Source organism: Flavobacteriales bacterium, from assembly GCA_030584065.1.
Lineage (GTDB): Bacteria > Bacteroidota > Bacteroidia > Flavobacteriales_F > PHOS-HE28 > PHOS-HE28.
In genome coordinates, this window is record CP129489.1 from 2,641,509 (window position 1) to 2,657,276 (window position 15,768).

The window sequence follows — 15,768 nt, forward strand, 5'->3', positions numbered from 1 at the left end:
GCTTAGGCGTGATGAGCGGCCTCTTCCGAGTTGCGCACCTTCACGAGGTAGTTCACATTGGGCTTCACGCCGACCTCCTCGAGCATGTGGTAGCTGCGGTCGCTGTCGGCCTTCCCGCGCACCATGCTCCGCTTGTCGTTGAGGTCGCCGAACACGATGGCTCCGGTGCCGCAGGCAGCGCTGCAGGCCGTCTCGATGTCGCCGTCCTTCACGGGACGGCCCTCCTTCTTGGCCTTGAGCTTGCCGGCCTGGATGCTCTGCACGCACAGGCTGCACTTCTCGATCACCCCGCGGGCGCGCACGGTCACGTCCGGGTTCAGCACCATGCGGCCCAGGTCGTCCCATGCGGGATTCACCTCGGCGAACTGCTCGGTGACATAGTTGAACCAGTTGAAGCGCCGCACCTTGTAAGGGCAGTTGTTGGCGCAGTAGCGTGTGCCGATGCACCGATTGTAGGCCATCTGGTTGAGGCCCTCATTGCTGTGCGTGGTGGCGGCCACCGGGCACACGGTTTCGCACGGCGCGTGGTTGCAGTGCTGGCACATCACCGGCATGAAGAACACGCTCGGGCGCTCGCTGGGCTCCTCCATCCTGGTGTAGAGGGAGATCTTGCTCTCGCCCGCCTCACGGCCCTCCGCCCACTTGGTATCGCTGCTGTAGTAGCGGTCCAGTCGCAGCCAGTGCATCTCGCGGCTGCGGCGCACCTCGTCCTTGCCCACCACCGGGATGTTGTTCTCGCTGTTGCAGGCGGTGATGCAGGCCCCGCAGCCGATGCAGCTGTTGAGGTCGATGCTCAGGCCCCAGCGGTGGCCCACGCCCTCCACGGGATGCTCATCCCAGAGGTCGAACTCGGCAACCGGCTTGCGGTCGCGCGCGTCAATCGTCCCGTCGCCGTTCACATCCTCGTGCACGGCCAGGGTGTGGGCGTGGTTGAAGGCGTCCTTGTCACCGGCCTTGTACACCGCGAGGGAGGTCTCCTTCACGATGCTGTGGCGGTCCATGTGCGTGAGGTGTGTCTGCGTGATGGCGATCGGGTAGGTCTCGCCCGTGGCACTCACCTCCACGCTCACCGCATCATAGCTCACCGTACCGTTCCGCAGGGATGTGAACGGGTAGGCATTGCGCCCCACCGGCGACAGCACGCCCTCGTGATCGGTGGTCACCGCGGCCTTGCCCACCTTCTCGCCATTGGCGCCGCGGCCGTAGCCGAGCGCGATGGCGATGGTGCCGGGCTTCTGGCCGGGGCTGGGCACCACCGGCAGCTTCACCTCGGCAGCGCCCAACTTCACGCTCACCACGCCGGCGGGCGATTGCTCGCCGAGATAGTCCGGGAGGCCGAGGTTGCGCACATCGGCGAAGCTCATGCAGACATAGTTGTCCCACGTCACCTTGGCCAAGGGGTCGGGCATTTCCTGCAGCCAGGGGTTGTTGGCATGCTGGCCGTCGCCGATGGCTTCGGTGGTATAGAGGCTGAGCTCCCACTGACCGGCCCCGGAAGCGGCCTGCTTGGCGGCGGCGCCGGCGGCGGCGATGTCGCCCATGAATGCGACCGGAGTGGCCGGCAGCGCTGGCGACGACAGCACGCCATCATGGAGGCTCTGATGCCAGACCGCGGTGAAATCCATGCCAGCGCCATGCACCGCGAGGTTCGCCTGCCAGGTCTGGCGGATGAAGTCGTTCCATTTGGCCGGGCTGCCGCTCCAGCGCACCAGGTTGCCCGGCCAGCTGCGGGTGTCGAACAGCCGTGCGATGGCGGGCTGCGCCAGGGCATACTGCCCCACCTTCGGCATGAAATCGTTCCAGCTCTCCAGGTAGTGGTTGTCCGGCAGGATCCAACCGCAGAGGCTGGCGGTCTCATCCGCGTAGCGGCTGAAACTCACGGTCAGCGCCACCTTCTCCAGGGCCGCCTTGAACTCGGCGGCATTGGGCAGGCTGTAAGCCGGATTGACGCCGGCCATGAGGACCGCGCCCACCGTGCCGGCATTCATATCCTTCACCAACTGGGCCACCGCTGCATCATCGCCCTGGAAGAACCAGGTATGGTTATCGAGGTCGATGGTGCTGCCGTAGCTCCCGAGCAGGTTGTTGATGCCGTTCACCAGCACCTGCACACCTTCATCGTTGCTGCCGCAGACCACCAGCGCCTTGCCGCGCGCGGCCCACAGGGCATCGGCGGCGTGCTTGAGCTCATCGATCTGCAGCCCGCCGCCCACGGTGGCGGCCCCGGCCTTGCCGGCGATGGCATCATGCAGGGCGACCACGGCCAGCGGAAGCTCGCTCACCTTCACCGGGATGCGGACGTCGGCGTTCGCGCCGGTGATGCTCATGCGCGCCTCCACCTGCCAGTGGCGGTTCATGGCGCCATCGGGGTTGCGGCGACTGGCGTACTGCCAGGCGTATTCGGTGGTGCTGCCCCAGCTGCTGAGGAAATCGGCGTCCACGCTCACCACCACATCGGCCTTGGTGAAGTCGTAGCTGGGGAACACCCGCTTACCGAAGCTCTTGAGATTGGCATTCGTGACACCGCTGTAGCTGATGGTGTCGTATTGCACATGCTCCACCGTCGCATGCTTGGCCTTGAGCGCGGCCACGGCCGCCTTGGTGCTGGGACTGATGATGGTGTTGGTGAGCACCACGATGCGCTTGCCCGCCGCGCTGGCGGCGGTGAGCCCCGCATCAATCGCCTTGTCGGCATCGGCCCAGGTCGTCCCCTGGAGCTTGCCCTCCACGCGCTGGCGCGGACCTTTCAGGCGCTCGCCGTCATAGAGCGAGAGCACCGAGCTGTTGATCCGTGCATTCACCACGCCCTTGTCAAGCCCGGGATTCCGGTTGATGCCGAAGCGGGGGTTGCCTTTGATGTGGATGGGGCGGCCCTCGCGGGTCTTCACCAGGATGCTGGCGAAGTCCTGGCCGTCGTAGAACGTGCTGGCATACCAGTTGGCCACGCCCGGGGTGATGTCCTCGGGCTTGTTCACGTAAGGGATGCTCTTGATCACCGGGGTCTCGCAGGCCGCCAAGGAGGCGGCGCCCAAGGAGAAGCCCAGGAACTTGAGGAAGTCGCGGCGGCCGGTGCTGGCGCCTTGGAACCGGGCGTCGCCCAGCACCTGGTCGATGGCGAGGTCCTGCGGGAACTCATTGGCCCGGGCCTTGATCGCTTCGGGGTCCTGACGCAGGTCCGCCGCGTCCATCCAGTATCGCTTCGTGCTCGACATTGTCCGCGCGTGTCTTAGTAGTGGCACTTGGCGCACTCCCAGCCGCCAAGCTCCTTCACCGTGATCTTGCCGTCCTCGAGGTACTGCTTCAGCTCGCGATGGCCCAGCTTCTCGTCCTCGTGCAGGCGGGCCATCACCTCGTCGTAGTAGCCGTTGCCGGCCATCTTCACCTCCCGTTCGTTGTGGCATTGGATGCACCAGCCCATGGTGAGCGGCGCCCACTGCTCGGCCACGTCCATCTTCTCATCGATGGGCCCGTGGCACTCCTGGCACTCCAGCTTGCCCACGGCCACGTGCTGGGCGTGGTTGAAGTAGGCGTGGTCGGGCAGGTTGTGCACCTTCACCCAGCGCACGGGCTCCTCCTTCCCGGTGTATTCGCCCTTGTCGGGGTCCCAGCCCACTGCCGCGTAGATCTTGGCGATCTCCTTGGTGCCGGCCTCGCTGCGCCCCTGCGCTACCGCCGTGTGGCAATTCATGCACACGTTGGCGCTGGGTATGCCGGCGTGCTTGCTCTTCTCGGCGCTGCTGTGGCAATACTGGCAATTGATACCGAGATTGCCCTTGTCCACCTTCCCGGCGTGCAGGGTGTGGTTGAAGAGAATGGGCTGCTCGGGCTTGTAGTGCTCCACCTCATCGCCGCCGTATACACCCACCACCCACAGGGCATCCCAGGCCTGCAGCACCAGCCACACCGTGACGAACAGGCCGACGAAGCTCATGAATACCTTGTGCTCCCAGGCCCACGCGCGGAAGCGCTGCATGCGCGTGGTCTCCGGCAGCGGACCCCTGCCCTCGGCCTCGTTCACGGCGTTGGCCAGGCTGCGCTTGACGCCGCTCAGCGAAAGGCCCACTACGAGGAAGAGCAGGGCCAGCACCAGCAGCCATACCCAGTTGTTCTCGCCTCTCTCTGGCGCAGCGCCGCCTCCGGCCGCGGTTTCACCGCCGGGGGGCGTGGGTGGCTTGGGGGCCTGGTAGTTGTCTGCGTAGTAGAGAATCGCGTCGATCTCGGCATCCGTCAGCGCCTGTGCCGGCATGGGCACCTTCTTCCAGTCTTCGAAGAGCTTGGTGGCGTAAGCGTTACCCGTCTTCAGGTAGGCGGCGCTGTTCTTGATCCAGGCGTAGATGTCGCCTTGGCCCTCCCAGCGCGCACGGGCGCCTTGAATGGCCGGACCGGTCATCTTGGCGTCCACCTTGTGGCAGCTGGCGCAATTCCCCTTGAAGAGCTTCTCCCCTTGGGCATACAGCGCGGCGTCGGCCGGCTGCGCGTGGGCGGCGGTGAAGCTGAGTGAAAGGAAGAGCGCGAAAGCTGTACGGATGGACCCGATGGAACGTCGTGAAATACAGGCTGGAAGCGGCATTCCGAGGGGTTTAAGCGGGAAGAGGTCCCTGAAGTCCGGCGGCAAAAATAAACGGGGAACCTTACGGCAGGGGACAAGTGGTGCAAGGCGTCAGGGACGTGTCTTTATTTAGAGTCAGTCTAAACAACGGGCACTGGGCAAAGCGCCGGTCCGTCATGGCCGAGCGCTCACGCCCCGAGCGCCCCAGCGGTGAGTCGCGGCATACTTTTGGGCGGACGAGAACGCATGCATCCTTCACTCTTGCTGATCGCCATCGTGGCCCTACCGATATCGGCGATGGCCCAATCGGAATCGGGGCCCGGGTATTTCCGGCCCTATCAGGAAGGTGCGACCGCTGTGGACACCCCGGTCACCGCGCATCAAGGAATCGAGGGCATGGTGGTGGTGAAGGCCGACCCCAAGGTGGAGCGGCTCATGGAGCAGTTCGCGGCGCAGAAGCATCCGCAGCCGGGTTACCGGGTCCAGGTCTTCCTGGGCGACCGCAAGACCGCCGAGGAGACCAAGCGCTTGTTCCTCCAGAAGAATCCTGACACGCCGGCCTACCTGAGCTGGCTGGCACCCAACTGGCGCCTGCGGGTGGGCGACCTGCGCACGCGCCTGGAAGCGGAGCGCCTGCTGCGCGACCTGAGGGCCGCCTATCCGGGAAGCTACATCGTGCCCGACGAGATCGAGATGCCGGCGCTCCCGCCAGGGCATTGAGGTGCGTGCCCAAGAGGCCATGGCCGGAATGCGGAAGGCCGGGGAGACCCCGGCCTTCATGGCATGCCTGGCTTCGCGGGCTCACTCGCCCAGCGTCCGCTTCACCTCCTCGATGGTGAAGGCCTCCACCACGTCGCCGACCTTGATATCGTTGAAGTTCTTGATGGAGAGGCCGCACTCGTAGCCGTGGGTCACCTCCTTCACCTCGTCCTTGAAGCGCTTGAGGGCATCGAGGTCGCCGGTGTACACCACGATGCCGTCGCGGATGAGGCGCACCTTGTTCTTGCGCTCGATCTTGCCGTCGAGCACATAGCAGCCGGCCACGGTGCCCACCTTGCTGATCTTGAAGGTCTCGCGCACCTCGGCGGTGCCCACCACCTTCTCCACCTCCTTCGGAGCGAGCATGCCCTCCATGGCCTGCCGGATCTCCTCGATGGCGTTGTAGATGATGGAGTACATGCGGATGTCGATCTCCTCGGTCTCGGCCAGCTTGCGCGCGCCCGGTGTGGGCCGCACCTGGAAGCCGACGATGATCGCGTTGGAGGCGGTGGCCAGCAGCACGTCGCTCTCGGCGATGGGGCCCACGGCCTTGTGGATCACGTTCACCTTGATCTGCTCGGTGCTGAGCTTGAGCAGGGAGTCCGTGAGGGCCTCCACGGAGCCGTCCACATCGCCCTTGACGATGAGGTTGAGCTCCTTGAAGTCACCGATGGCGAGGCGTCGGCCGATCTCATCGAGCGTGATGTGCTTATGGGTGCGGATGCCCTGCTCGCGCTGCAGCTGCTGCCGGCGCGTGGCGATTGTGCGGGCGTCGCGCTCGTCCTCGAAGACCTGGAAGGTGTCGCCGGCGTTGGGCGCGCCATCGAGGCCGAGGATGGAGACGGGCGTTGACGGCGGCGCCTCCTGGACCTGCTGCCCCCGCTCGTTGAACATGTTCCTGACCCGGCCGCTGAATTGCCCGGCGAGGATGATGTCGCCCTTGCGCAGTGTGCCGGCGTCGACGAGGAGGGTGGTCACATAGCCGCGGCCCTGCTCCAGCGTGCTCTCGATCACCACGCCGTGGGCGCGCTTGCCGGGGTCGGCCTTCAGGTCGAGCAGCTCGGCCTCCAACAGCACCTTCTCGAGCAGCTGCTCCACACCGGTGCCCTTCTTGGCACTGATCTCCTGCGTCTGGAACTTGCCGCCCCACTCCTCCACCAGGATGTTCATCTGGCTCAGCTCCTCGCGGATCTTGTCCGCGTTGGCCTGGGGCTTGTCGATCTTGTTGAAGGCGAAGACCATGGGTACGCCGGCGGCCTGCGCGTGGTTGATGGCCTCGCGGGTCTGCGGCATCACGCTGTCGTCCGCCGCGATCACGATGATGGCGATATCGGTGATCTGCGCACCGCGGGCGCGCATGGCGGTGAAGGCCTCGTGGCCCGGGGTATCGAGGAAGGTGATCTGCTTCCCGCTCGTCAGCTTCACGCTGTAGGCGCCGATGTGCTGGGTGATGCCACCGGCCTCGCCGGCCACCACATTGGCGTTGCGCACGTAATCGAGCAGCGAGGTCTTTCCGTGGTCCACGTGGCCCATCACGGTGACGATGGGCGGGCGCGCGGTGATGCGCTCGGTGACATCCTCCTCCAAGGGGATATCCTGCTGCACATCGGCGCCGACGAACTCCACCTTGAAGCCGTACTCCTCGGCGATCACGGCGAGGGTCTCGGCGTCGAGGCGCTGGTTGATGCTCACCATCATGCCCAGCGAGAAGCAGGCCTTGATGATGTCCGTGACGGGCACGTTCATCATGCTGGCGAGTTCGCTGGCGGTGACGAACTCGGTCACCTTCAACGTCTGGCCGGCCAGCTCGCGCGCGGCCTGCTCCTCCTCGAAGCGCTGGAAGCGGGCATCGCGCTTCTCGCGGCGCAGCTTGGCTCCCTTGCTCTTGCCTCCGGTGAGGCGCGCGAGGGTCTCGCTCACCTTCTTCTTCACGGCGTTCTCGTCCAGCTCTCCAGGGCGGGCGGCGGCGGTGCGCTGCTCGGCCTGCACGGCGCGGTCCACATTCACAGGGCCGGGCTTCACCAGGCGCTTGCGCTTGCCGCGCTCGGCATCGGGCCGCTCGGCGGGCTTGCGCTCCTTCTCCACGGGCAGCTCGATCTTGCCCAGCTGCTTCACGCCGGCGAGCTTCTGCACGGACACGCGGATGGTCTCGGGCTCGGCGGGCGCCGTGGGCGCCGCAGGAGCGGCAGGAGCTTCGGGCGTAGGGGCGGCCGCTGCGGGAGCGGGAGGCGCTTCAGCGGCAGGCTCAGATGCCGGTTCGGCCTTCTTGGCCGCTCCCCGCTTGGGCGCATCCAGGTCGATCTTGCCGAGGGTCTTAGGGCCGGCAGCCTTCTCCACCTTGGCCTTGATCACATCGGGCTCGGCCTCGGGGACCGGCGCTGCGGCTGCGGGCTTGGTTGGCTCGGCCGGCGGCGGGGGGGGCGGGGGCGGCACATTGTGGATGAGCACCTCGGGCTCCTCCTTGGCCTTGGCCTTGGGTTCGGGCTTGGCCGCTCCGGCGGCCAGGGTGATGGTCTCGCGCTCCTGGCGCTGCTGCACGGCCTGCTGCGCCTTGGCCTTGATCTCCTTGTCCGCGCCGAATTCGGCCAGCAGCAGGTCGTACAGCCCCGCCTCGATCTTCGAGTTGGGGTTGCTCTCCACCTGGTGGCCCTTCTTGGCGAGGAAGTCCACGACGGTGCTCACGGCCAGGTTGAACTCCTTGGCCACCTTGCTCAATCGTATGCTCTTCTCCGTCGCTTCGCTCATGCGGTTGTATTAACGCTGCTGGTCCGTTCCGTCCTCAGGCCTCGAGTTCGGCCTTGAGGATGCGCAGCACCTCGTTGATGGTCTCCTCCTCCAGGTCGGTGCGCTTCACCAGCTCATCGGCCGGGATGTCCAGCACGCTGCGCGCGGTATCGCAACCGATGTTCTTCAGCTCATCGATGATCCACTGATCGATCTCATCGGCGAACTCGTCCAGGCTCACATCGTCGCTCACCTCGTCGGTGTCGCGGTACACGTCGATGTCGTAGCCCGTGAGGCGGCCGGCCAGCTTGATGTTGTGGCCGCCCTTGCCGATGGCGAGCGCCACCTGGTCGGGCTTCATGTACACCTCGGCGCGCTTGTGCTCGGCGTCGAGCTTGATGTCGCCGATCTTGGCAGGGCTGAGCGCGCGCTGGATGAGCAGCTGCTCGTTGGCCGTCCAGTTGATCACATCGATGTTCTCGTTGCGCAGCTCGCGCACGATCCCGTGGATGCGGCTGCCCTTCATCCCCACGCACGCGCCCACCGGATCGATGCGGTCGTCGTAGCTCTCCACCGCCACCTTGGCGCGCTCGCCCGGCTCGCGTACGATGCGCTTGATGGTGATGAGGCCGTCGGCCACCTCGGGCACCTCCTGCTCGAACAGCTTGGCCAGGAACTCCGGCGCTGTGCGGCTCAGGATCACCTTCGGGCTGTTGTTGACCATCTCGACTTTCCACACGACGGCGCGCACGGTATCGCCCTTCTTGAAGAAGTCGGTCTTGATCTGCTGGTCCTTGGGCATGATCAGCTCATTGCCCTCGTCGTCGAGGATGAGCGTCTCGCGCTTCCACACCTGGTATACCTCGCCGGTGATGATCTCGCCCACCCGCTCCTTGTACTTGTTGTAGAGGTGGTCCTTCTCCAGCTCCATGATGCGGCCCTGGAGGTTCTGCTTGAGCGCAAGGATGTTCCTGCGGCCGAAGTCCTCGATCTTCACCTCCTGGGTCACCTCCTCGCCCACCTCGAAGTCGGGATCGATCTTGCGCGCCTCGCTGAGCTCGATGTCGAGGTTGTCGTCCTCGCTGAAGCCATCCTCCACGATCACGCGGTTCAGGTAGATCTCCAGGTCGCCCTTGTCGGGGTTGATGATGATGTCCACCTTGGCTTCCTCCCCGAAGCGCTTCTTCACCACTCCGCGGAAGACGTCCTCCATGATGCCCATCATGGTGACGCGGTCGATGTTCTTGAGGTCCTTGAATTCGCCGAAGGACTCGATGAGGTTCACGGTGGCCATGGCCCGATCTAATTGAACGTGATGGTTGCTTTGGTGCTCTTGATGTCGGTGAGGTGCACGGTGGTGACCTCCTCGTCCAGCTTGGGCAGGCGCCCCTTCACCTTGCTGGGGTGCTGGATGCGCAGGCCCACGGTGGCCTCCGCGATGGCGGCGAGCTGCCCGTGCAGCGTGCGGCCGTCGTTGAGGGTGATGTCGACGATGCGGCCCATATGCTTGTGGTACTGGCGCATCACCTTGAAAGGGCGGCCCATGCCGGGGCTGCTGAACTGCATTTCGTAGTCGTCGGCCTCCGGACCGAGCTCCTCGCGCACGGCTTTATTGAGGGCGGCCAGCTCGTTGAGGGTGATGGCGCGGTCGTCGTCGACCTCCACCACCAGCTTGTTGCCGGGGCGCAGCTCCACAGCCACCAGGAAGTGCGTGGTGCCCTCCAAGTGCTTCTCTACCGTCCGCTTCACGTCCGCCTCGGTGATCATTTCCGGCTGATGCTCAATGGTCTGCAACAAAAAAGAGGGGCGGCCCCCTCTTCCTCATCCGCCATCTGTCGGCGCAAATGTAGGGTTTGCCAGCGAAATCCCGGCATCCGGAGGGACCGGCATCACCGCCTCCCTCCAGGCACCCCGCCCCCCCGCGGCGCTTGGGACGGGGCTGCCGGCGCGCTCTTCTTGACCTGCCCCTCCTCATACTCCATGCTCTTGGTCACCTTGCCGTTGCGGTCGTAGAAGTTCATGGTGCCATGCAGGCGGCCGTTGCGGTAGTGCATATCCTGCACCACGCGGCCACGCTGGTCGTACACTTTGCAGGGTCCGTGCGGGTCGCCATTGATGAGCTCCTGCTCGCGCATCTTCACGCCGGCATCGTCGAAGTAGACCCACTTGCCGGTAGGCGCCCCCATGCTGTACTGCCCCTCGCTAATGGGCGTGCCGTTCACGCTGTAGGCGACCCACCGGCCGCTCTTCTTGCCTTGGTCGTAGCTGCCCTCCTCGCGCACCCGGCCGCCGGGCACTTTGCCCTCACCGGGGTCGAAATAGAGCTTCCACGCGCCGTGCTTCAGGTCGTCCTTGAACCAACCCTCATAGTCCGGGCTTCCGTCCGGGAAGAAGCCCTTCCACAGGCCGTTCATCCGGCCCTGCGTGAAGCCGCCCTCGGTCTTCAGCCTTCCATTCTCGAACCAGCTCTGCCATTGGCCATCCTCCTGCCCCATCAGGTAGGGACCCTCTTGGAGCTTCTGCCCATTCTCGTAGCGCGTGGTCCAGATGCCGGACTTCAGGCCATCGGCGAAGGCGCCCTTCTTCCAGAACTGGCCCCCTTCGTAGTAATACACCCATTCGCCCTGCTCCTTATCGGCCTTGAACGCACCCGTGCTCTGCAATTGGCCGTTGGTGTGCCAGTGCTTCCATACGCCCTCGCGCAGGCCCTCCTTGAACGGGCCGCTCATCTCCGGCCGGCCTTTCTCGTTGTACCAGGTCCAGAGGCTGTCCTTCTGGTCGGCCTTGTGCCAGCCGGTCACATCCACGGATCCGTCGGCGCGGTACACGGTATAGGCCCCATGCAGCTTGCCCGCCACGTAAGCGGCCTCCTTCTCCGGCTTGCCGTTGCTGCCGAACCATTTCCACAGGCCGTTGCGCTGCCCGCCGGTGCACGGGCCCTGGGACTTGATGTTGCCGGCGGGCCAGTACTCGGTCTGCTCACCGTCGGGAACGCCGGCCCGGTAGTGCTTCAGCTCGCTCACGGTGCCGCTGGGGAAGTAGGCGCGCGTGAAGCCATCGCCCTTCGTCACAGTCTGCTCCCCGTCGCGGTCCCAGGCATCGGTGACGATGGCGATGCCCGTGCTCCAGCGCTCCTTGAGCATCGGCTTGCCATCGGGGTAGAAGTACTCCCAGGCCCCCTCCTTCACGCCCTTGCGGTAGGCGCCGCGCTCCATGACCTGCCCGCTGGCGTAGTAGCTGGTGATGGTGCTGTCCTGCACGCCCCGGCGCATGAAGCCATCATGCTGCAGCTGCTGGCCGCCAGGGTAGTAGATGCGCACGTGCCCATCGCGTTCGCCAGACTTGAACTCGCTCTGCTCGATCAAGCGACCCTCGCGGTCGTAGAAGCGCCACTCGCCCCACTCGCGCCCGTTCACCATGAGGCCTTCACTGCGTTTGATGGTCTTCTTCGCGTCCCAATGGTCCACGAAGGGTTCGGCGCCCTGCCCGTGGGCGGCGAGGACCGCGAGCAGGAGAACCGATAGCAGCAGCAGGCGTGGCATGCGGCGAAGTTAGAGCCCCCCGGAGGCGAGGCAGGGGACTCGTGGAACGATGTTCCAACACCATGCAGGTGATGCATGAGCCGTCAGCGCGGCAGGCGTCCCATTCCGGTGCGCGATCAGCGCTGATGCGCAAGCGGCCATCGGCTACCTTGCACCGCTACTGCAGGATGCGGAGGACGACCCTGGTGATCGGAGCTGCGCTCGCGTTGGTCCTCGTGCTCTCGGGCTGGGACGCGGCCATGCGTCCCGTGCATGGGCCGCACGGTGCGCTGGAACTCGCGCTCTTCCGCACGGCCGACAGCCTTCCGGTGAGGATCAGCACCTACTTCACCTCGGCCGGGCGCTGTGCCGGCTGCCACGGGCGCGACCTGCTGGGCGTGGCCAGCGTGGATGCGCAGGGGCGCGATGTGAACGTGGTGGATGACTGGCGCAGCACCCTGATGGCCAACAGCGCCCGCGACCCCTTCTTCCTTGCCAAGGCCCGGCACGAGTCACTGGTGAACCCTGCGCATGCGGAAGCCATCGAGAACAAATGCCTCAGCTGCCACGCGCCGCTTGGGATGCACGAGGAGCGCCTACTGGGCCATGCACCCTTCGCCCTGGCGCACCTCGACACCAGCATCCTGGGCCAGGACGGCGTGAGCTGCCTGAGCTGCCACATGCAGAGCGAGGCGACCGCAGGCACCTACTTCAGCGGGGAGCTCGAATTCGATTCGGCACGCGTATACGGCCCCTACAGCGACGACCAGATCAACCCGGCCATCATGGAGTCGTTCGTGCGCTTCAGGCCGGGCTTCGGCGCGCACATCGTGAACAGCAAGGTCTGCGCGGGTTGCCATACGCTGATCACCGAGACCATCGACCTGGATGGCAACCTCACGGGCGACCGCTTCGTGGAGCAGGCCACCTATCATGAGTGGCTCAACAGCGTATACAGCGCCAACGGCACGCAGTGCAACACCTGCCACATGCCACGCATCAACGACGGCATCCTGCTGGCGGCCGAGTACCCCTTCCTCAATGCGCAGTCGCCCTTCGGGCTCCACCACCTGGTGGGCGGCAACGAGCACATGGTGCGGCTGCTGAAGCAGAACAAGGAAGCCCTCGGCATCCCGGCCACCGATGTGCAGTTCGACAGTACCCTGGCCCGCACGCGACGCATGCTGGCCCACCACACCCTCGATGCGCACCTCAGCCTGATCGACCGCACGGCGGACAGCGCCTTCTTCGAGGTGCGCCTGGAGAACAAGGCCGGGCACCGCTTCCCCAGCGGCTACCCCTCGCGCCGCGCCTTCATCGAATTCACGGTGCTCACCACCGAGGGCGACACGGTCTTCAAGAGCGGGCTGCTGAACGGCGCCGACGAGGTGGAAGGCCATGATGCGGGGTACGAGCCGCACCACGATGTCATCGTCAGCGGTGACCAGGTGCAGATCTACGAACTGGTGATGGGTGACGTGAACGGCGATGTCACCACGGTGCTCGAGCGCGCCAAGGACCCGATCAAGGACAACCGCCTGGCACCCGTGGGCTTCACGAGCAGCCACTCGGCGTACGACACCACACGCGTGGCCGGCGTACCCGCCAGCGACCTCGACTTCAACCGCAACGCCTTCGGGGAGGAGGGCACCGGCGCCGATGCGGTGCGCTACCATGTGCCGCTCAACGGCGCCACCGAGGGCCTGCGCGCCTTCGCCCGCGTGTGGTACCAGCCCGTGCCGCCAGCCTGGAATGCGGAAATGTTCAGCCACGGCCATCCAGACATCGACACCTTCCGCGACATGCTGGAAGCGAGTGACCGCTCCCCCTCGCTGGTGGCGGCGGATTCGCTCTTCCTAGGACCGGCGGGCCTGGCCGATCGCCCGGCGGAACTCGTGCGCGCGCACCCGGTGCCCTCGAGCGACGGCTGGGTGAGCATCGGTGCCAAGTCCGGCGTGCAGCTGGAATTGCTGGATGTGCTGGATGCACGCGGCGCACGCATCCAGGCCTTGCGGGAACGGGATGGTTCCCTTCTTCGTGTCCGGCTGCCGGAGGCGCGGGGCACCTACCTGCTGCTGCTGCGCGTGAATGGCGCCGAGGCGATCACCCGCGTGGTCCGCGAATGAGCCTCACGCTGGCCTCGATCCACATCCACCCGATCAAGTCGCTCGGTGGCTTCACGGTGCGCGAGGCACGCCTCACCGACCGCGGACTGGAGCACGACCGCCGCTGGATGCTCGCCGACCTGGCGGGTCGCTTCCTCACCCAGCGCGAACTGCCGTCGATGGCCTGCCTCCATTGCGCGCCGCAGGGCGACGGGTTCCGTGTGACGGACCTGCGCGATGGCGCCCACCTGGACCTGCCCTGGGCGCTGGAGCAAGCGGCCACCGTGCGCGGCGAGGTCTGGAGCGACCGCGTCCGCCTTGCGTCCTCACCGGCGGCGTGGGATGCCTGGTTCAGCGAGCGGCTGGGGCGCAGCGCACGGCTCCTGCATATGCCTGCGGAAAGCCATCGGCGAATCGATGGACGCTATGCGGAGGGGCTCACCTCCCTCAGCGACGGCTTCCCCTATCTCCTCCTCTCCCAAGCCTCCCTGGATGAGCTGAACGCACGGCTGGCAACACCGGTGCCGATGGACCGCTTCAGGCCCAACCTGGTGATCGCCGGCGGCAACCCCTGCCAGGAGGACGGCTGGAGCGAGCTGCGCATCGGCACGGCGCGCTTCCGCGTTGTGAAGGCGTGCATGCGCTGCGCCATCACCACCACCGACCAGCGCACCGGCACGCGCAGTCATGAGCCGCTGCGCACCCTTGCCGCCTACCGCGCCCGAGCGAACAAGGTGCCCTTCGGCATGTATGCCGTGGGCGATGCGGAGGGTGTGGTGCGGGTGGGCGATCTTGCGGTCCCGTGATCCACTCCATCCTGGCCGACAAGGCCACGCGCCTCTACCTCGTGCTCGGCGGCTTCTTCGCGGCCAATGCGCTGCTGGCGGAGATGATCGGCGTGAAGCTCTTCCAACTGGAGGGCGTCTTCGGCCTGGAGAAGTCCGATTTCGCCCTGCTCGGCGAGGAGGGGCTCAGCTTCGTGCTCAGTGTGGGCGTGCTGCCCTGGCCCATCGTCTTCATCCTCACCGATGTGGTGAACGACTACTATGGGGTGCGCGGCGTGCGCTTCCTCACCCTGCTTACCGCAGGGCTCATCGCCTTCGCCTTCGTGGTGATGGGATTGGCCATCGGCATGCCCCCCGCCGACTTCTGGGTGGGCATGAACGCCGCGCAGGGCGTGCCCGACATGCAGGCTGCGTTCGCGGGCATCTTCGGCCAGGGCATGAACATCATCGTGGGCTCGCTCAGCGCCTTCGTCGTGGGACAGCTCGTGGATGCCTTCAGCTTCCGCGCCATCAAACGACTGACTGGCGACCGCCGCATATGGCTGCGGGCAACCGGCAGCACGCTCATCAGCCAGCTCATCGACAGCGTGGTGGTCACCTACATGGCTTTCTGGGTGCTGCGGAGCGATTTCTCATTCGCGCGCTGCACCGCGCTGGTGATGACGGCCTACGCCTATAAGCTGCTGGTGGCCATCGTGAGCACGCCGCTGGTCTACCTGGTCCACGCCGGGGTTGAGCGCTACCTTGGCGCCGAACGGGCGGCTGCCATGCGTGCAGCGGCCCTGAGCAAGGCGGCAGGATGAGCGATTCCGTCATCATCGAACCCATCACGAAGGACGATCACCACGGCCTCTTCCATCTGGTGGATTCCGACCGCAAGCGGCTGCTCCCATACTTCCCGGTGACCTGCGCCCATTGCAGCGACCCGCGCAGTACGCGATCCTACATCAAGGACATGCTGGCCCTGTCGAAACGCCGCGAGTTCTTCTGCTTCGCCCTCCGCGACTACGAGGGCGGCGCCCCCATCGGACTGGTCTTCCTGAAGGAATTCGACTGGACGGTGCCGAAGTGCGAGACGGCCTATTTCATCAGCTCGGTGTACGAGGGCAAGGGCATCACGACCATGGGCCTGCTCTGGGCGGTGGACTACGCCTTCACAGAGCTCGGCATGGAGAAGGTCTTCGCCCGTGTGGACCCCGTGAACGTGGGCAGCTGCAAGGTGCTGGAGCATTGCGGCTTCGAGCGCGAAGGCCTGCTGCGCCGCGACTACCGGACAGCGGACGGCCGCCTGCTGGATCTGGTGATGTACAGCGTGCTGCGCTGAG

General features: G+C 65.7%; 11 protein-coding genes. 5 read left to right on the forward strand and 6 right to left on the reverse strand.

The features are described from left to right. Positions 1-2: 2 nt before the first annotated feature. Both QY325_11180 and QY325_11185 read right to left on the reverse strand, forming a co-directional pair. On the reverse strand, positions 3-3,212 hold the full coding sequence (locus QY325_11180) for a TAT-variant-translocated molybdopterin oxidoreductase (protein WKZ65324.1): 3,210 nt from the start codon (positions 3,210-3,212) through the stop codon (positions 3-5). 14 nt (positions 3,213-3,226) lie between these two features. Next, on the reverse strand, positions 3,227-4,570 hold the full coding sequence (locus QY325_11185; protein ID WKZ65325.1) for a c-type cytochrome: 1,344 nt from the start codon (positions 4,568-4,570) through the stop codon (positions 3,227-3,229). A gap of 240 nt (positions 4,571-4,810) precedes the next feature. On the opposite strand from QY325_11185, the gene QY325_11190 reads away from it, so the two are divergent. Continuing rightward, a complete protein-coding gene (locus tag QY325_11190) occupies positions 4,811-5,269 on the forward strand; it encodes an SPOR domain-containing protein (protein ID WKZ65326.1) in 459 nt (152 codons plus the stop codon). Between the two features lie 81 nt (positions 5,270-5,350). Here the strand turns inward: QY325_11190 and infB are convergent, their stop codons facing one another. The 4 genes from infB to QY325_11210 all read right to left on the reverse strand — a co-directional run bounded on the left by infB (position 5,351) and on the right by QY325_11210 (position 11,574). Beyond that, positions 5,351-8,053: a translation initiation factor IF-2 gene (gene infB, locus QY325_11195; protein WKZ65327.1), complete on the reverse strand. Its 2,703-nt coding sequence runs from the start codon at positions 8,051-8,053 to the stop codon at positions 5,351-5,353. Between the two features lie 34 nt (positions 8,054-8,087). Next, complete coding sequence (nusA, locus tag QY325_11200) at positions 8,088-9,326, reverse strand: transcription termination factor NusA (protein ID WKZ65328.1); 1,239 nt, start codon at positions 9,324-9,326, stop codon at positions 8,088-8,090. A gap of 8 nt (positions 9,327-9,334) precedes the next feature. After that, positions 9,335-9,799: a hypothetical protein gene (locus QY325_11205; protein WKZ65329.1), complete on the reverse strand. Its 465-nt coding sequence runs from the start codon at positions 9,797-9,799 to the stop codon at positions 9,335-9,337. Positions 9,800-9,921: 122 nt separating this feature from the next. Then, complete coding sequence (locus QY325_11210) at positions 9,922-11,574, reverse strand: hypothetical protein (protein ID WKZ65330.1); 1,653 nt, start codon at positions 11,572-11,574, stop codon at positions 9,922-9,924. Positions 11,575-11,741: 167 nt separating this feature from the next. On the opposite strand from QY325_11210, the gene QY325_11215 reads away from it, so the two are divergent. From QY325_11215 to QY325_11230, 4 genes are read left to right on the forward strand one after another with little or no spacing between them, the layout of a single operon-like run. Then, entirely contained in the window at positions 11,742-13,679 is a 1,938-nt protein-coding gene (locus tag QY325_11215) for a hypothetical protein (protein WKZ65331.1), read from the forward strand. Then, on the forward strand, positions 13,676-14,464 hold the full coding sequence (locus tag QY325_11220; GenBank protein WKZ65332.1) for an MOSC domain-containing protein: 789 nt from the start codon (positions 13,676-13,678) through the stop codon (positions 14,462-14,464). The genes QY325_11215 and QY325_11220 overlap by 4 nt, the downstream gene beginning before the upstream one ends. Then, on the forward strand, positions 14,461-15,246 hold the full coding sequence (locus QY325_11225; protein WKZ65333.1) for a queuosine precursor transporter: 786 nt from the start codon (positions 14,461-14,463) through the stop codon (positions 15,244-15,246). Before QY325_11220 ends, QY325_11225 begins: the two co-directional genes overlap by 4 nt. Further along, complete coding sequence (locus QY325_11230; GenBank protein WKZ65334.1) at positions 15,243-15,767, forward strand: GNAT family protein; 525 nt, start codon at positions 15,243-15,245, stop codon at positions 15,765-15,767. The genes QY325_11225 and QY325_11230 overlap by 4 nt, the downstream gene beginning before the upstream one ends. Position 15,768 lies beyond the last annotated feature (1 nt).

Coding starts and splice junctions, on each gene's coding strand:
- QY325_11215 (WKZ65331.1), top strand. CDS start 11,742: ATGCGGAGGACGACCCTGGTGATCGGAGCTGCGCTCGCGTTGGTCCTC.
- QY325_11205 (WKZ65329.1), bottom strand. CDS start 9,799: ATGATCACCGAGGCGGACGTGAAGCGGACGGTAGAGAAGCACTTGGAG.
- QY325_11230 (WKZ65334.1), top strand. CDS start 15,243: ATGAGCGATTCCGTCATCATCGAACCCATCACGAAGGACGATCACCAC.
- QY325_11210 (WKZ65330.1), bottom strand. CDS start 11,574: ATGCCACGCCTGCTGCTGCTATCGGTTCTCCTGCTCGCGGTCCTCGCC.
- QY325_11220 (WKZ65332.1), top strand. CDS start 13,676: ATGAGCCTCACGCTGGCCTCGATCCACATCCACCCGATCAAGTCGCTC.
- QY325_11180 (WKZ65324.1), bottom strand. CDS start 3,212: ATGTCGAGCACGAAGCGATACTGGATGGACGCGGCGGACCTGCGTCAG.
- nusA (WKZ65328.1), bottom strand. CDS start 9,326: ATGGCCACCGTGAACCTCATCGAGTCCTTCGGCGAATTCAAGGACCTC.
- infB (WKZ65327.1), bottom strand. CDS start 8,053: ATGAGCGAAGCGACGGAGAAGAGCATACGATTGAGCAAGGTGGCCAAG.
- QY325_11185 (WKZ65325.1), bottom strand. CDS start 4,570: ATGCCGCTTCCAGCCTGTATTTCACGACGTTCCATCGGGTCCATCCGT.